Annotated in this window: 1 protein-coding gene and 1 pseudogene; both read left to right on the top strand. The window is 32.0% G+C overall.

The features are described 5' to 3' along the window. The first annotated feature begins 164 nt into the window (after nt 1–164). Entirely contained in the window at nt 165–2738 is a 2574-nt protein-coding gene (locus AC1XJX_RS13600; protein WP_482004534.1) for a beta-glucosidase, read from the top strand. Between the two features lie 17 nt (nt 2739–2755). Then, a pseudogene (locus AC1XJX_RS13595) lies at nt 2756–2984 on the top strand (hypothetical protein); the annotation flags it as partial.

Below are 2984 nucleotides of genomic sequence, written 5' to 3'. Positions count from 1 at the left end.
AATACATCCAAAAAGCATTTATAAATGGAAAAGAGATAAATAGTCCATTTATTTCCCATCAACAAATTATGGATGGTGCAACTTTGACATTGAAATTAGGAGAACTACCGAATAAAGAATGGGGTAAAAATGCTGAAATGCCTAAATAAAACTAAAAAACATTTATGAGATTATATACTGTTGCTATTTTAATGTTGCTAAGTAATATGACAATATCACAAGAAAAATTACCGTATCAAAATTCAACTTTAGAAATTGAAAAAAGGATAAATGATTTACTGTCTAGAATGACCTTAGAAGAAAAAATAGACCTAGTAACAGGAGATAAAATTCCTGAAAAGGGCGTAATTGGTTCAGATGGTATAAAACGATTAAATATTCCCGGATTTAAAATAGAACACGGTCCTTATGCTTTTAAAGGATGGTTTGGCCCAAATCAACCTAAAGAAATGGGGACTTATTTTCCTGTTTCTATTGCTCAAGCAAGTACTTGGGATACAGATTTAATATACAAAATAAACGCTGCAATGGCGACAGAAATGAAAGCTTCTGGTGGTCAAGCAAATGCAGGACCAGCAATGAATATTATTAGAGATCCGAGAGGTGGCAGAAGTTTCGAATACTTTACCGAAGATCCTTTTTTAAACGGAGAGGTTGCCAAAGCCTACGTCTTGGGGTTACAAAGTCAAAAAGTAATGGCAAATCTAAAGCATTTTGTTTGTAATAATCAAGAGTTTAATAGACACAAATTAAATATTATTGTTAGTGAACGTGCCTTACGCGAAATATATTTACCTGGCTTTAAAAAAGCAATTCAAGAAGGTGGGGCTTGGAGTGTTATGGGTGCCTATAATAAAGTGAATGACGTGTATAGTTGCGAAAACCCTTTTTTATTGACTAAAATATTAAGAGAAGATTGGGGGTTTAAAGGATTTGTTTTGTCCGATTGGAGTGGTACGCATTCTACAGCTAATTCAGCAAATGCAGGCTTGGATTTGGAAATGCCCAGAGAACGTTGGTATGGAAAAAATTTAATAGACGCAGTAAAGAATGGAGAAGTAACAGGACAAACGATTGATAAAATGATAGGAAACCTGTTAAGAGGTATGTTTTGGTCTGGTGCTTTTGATACTAAACCATCTCTAGATAAATCTATTTTACACAATAAAAAACATTTAGAAATAGCCAGAGAAGCATCAGCAAAAAGTATGGTTTTATTAAAAAATGATGATAAAATATTACCCCTTAGTTTAGATAAAATTAAAAAAATAGCAGTAATCGGACCCAATGGTAATTACGGCATCCATTACAATAATGGGAATTATAATCCTCATTTATTTCAAGGAGGAGGCAGTGCTTATGTAGATGTTAAAAAAGATTTAATGCTAACGCCTTTTCAAGGAATTAAAAACAATGCAAATAAAGGTATTGAAGTAACTTATGCTCCAGGAAATTATGCAGAAGAGGGGTGTGGAGTTATTCCTGTTAAGTATCTTAAGACAGAAAATGGAAAACCAGGTTTACAAGCAACTTATTATAATAATGATTCTAATGAGCGTCAAATAATTAAAACTGAGGTTGATGAGGTTATTTACAAAGAATGGATGTCAGAAGATGATGTGCCAGAGGCTGGCATGGAAAAAAATATCACCTCTAGATTTTCTGTGCAATGGACAGGGATTCTAACAGCACCCGCATCAAGAAACTTCACCTTTAGCATTAGAAATTCTTCTGGTAGTGCAAAACTATATATTAATGATCAATTAATTGCTTCAAATAAAAAAGGAAGTTGGTCAGACTGGGTTGGAATGGGTTCTATCGAATTAGAACAAGGCAAAGAATATAAAATTAGAGCAGAATATGCTAGAACTGATCATCGTGCAGATTTTCGTTTGGGTTGGGATTATGAAAACGTTGCTTGGTTAGAGCAAGCAAAAAAACTAGCCAAAGAGTCAGATGCAGTGATTTTAACAGTTGGACTTTCTGGACATATGGCAGAGAGAGAAGCAGGTGATAGAAATCATTTAAGATTATATCCAGCTCAAGAAAATTTAATTAATGAAATTGCAAAAATTAATAAAAATACTACTGTTGCTGTTTTTGCAGGTAGTGCAATTGACATGCGAAACTGGTTGCCAAATGTTTCTACGGTATTAATGTCTTGGTATCCAGGAGAACAAGGTGGTAATGCTTTGGCAGATGTTTTGTTTGGTAAAGTAAATCCTAGTGCAAAACTTACCATAACATTTCCAAAATCATTAGATCAATATCCAAAAGATTTTTATTCAATTGAAGAAAGAAACGAATATAAAGAAGGTATTTATGTAGGCTATAGATATTTTGATAAATATAAAATAGAACCACTATTTCCTTTTGGGTATGGTTTAAGTTATACTAGTTTTAAGTATTCTAATTTAAAAATAAGCACTAAAAATAATAGTGCAAAGGTTACTTTACAAATACAAAACAGTGGTGATTTTGATGGTGAAGATATAGTACAACTTTACGTTAGAGATATAAAATCGTCTGTTGATAGACCTTTAAAAGAATTAAAAGATTTTAAGAAAGTTTATCTTAAAAAAGGAGAAAAAAAGACTATCGAATTTAATTTGATGGAGAGTGCTTTTGCTTTTTGGGACGAAGTTTCTAAAGATTGGAAAGTAGAACCAGGAGAGTTCGAAATACTAATTGGGAAGTCAAGTAAAAACATTATTTTAAAGAAAAGAATCAAAATTTAATTAATACTTAAATAATTATGAAAAAATATAGTGTTTTAACCCTTTTATTACTATCAGTTTTTAGTTGTAAAACTGTTGAAAAACAAGAGGTTTTAAATAAACAAAAACCCAATATCTTATTCATAATGACAGATGATCACGCATTAGCTGCCATTAGTGCTTACAATGGTTTTCTATCTGAAGTTGCCCCCACTCCAAATATTGATAAACTAGCAAATGAAGGAATGCTTTTTAAGAATATGTTTT

It is taken from the genome of Flaviramulus sp., assembly GCF_982512915.1.
This window is presented reverse-complemented; position numbering and strand designations above follow the sequence as displayed.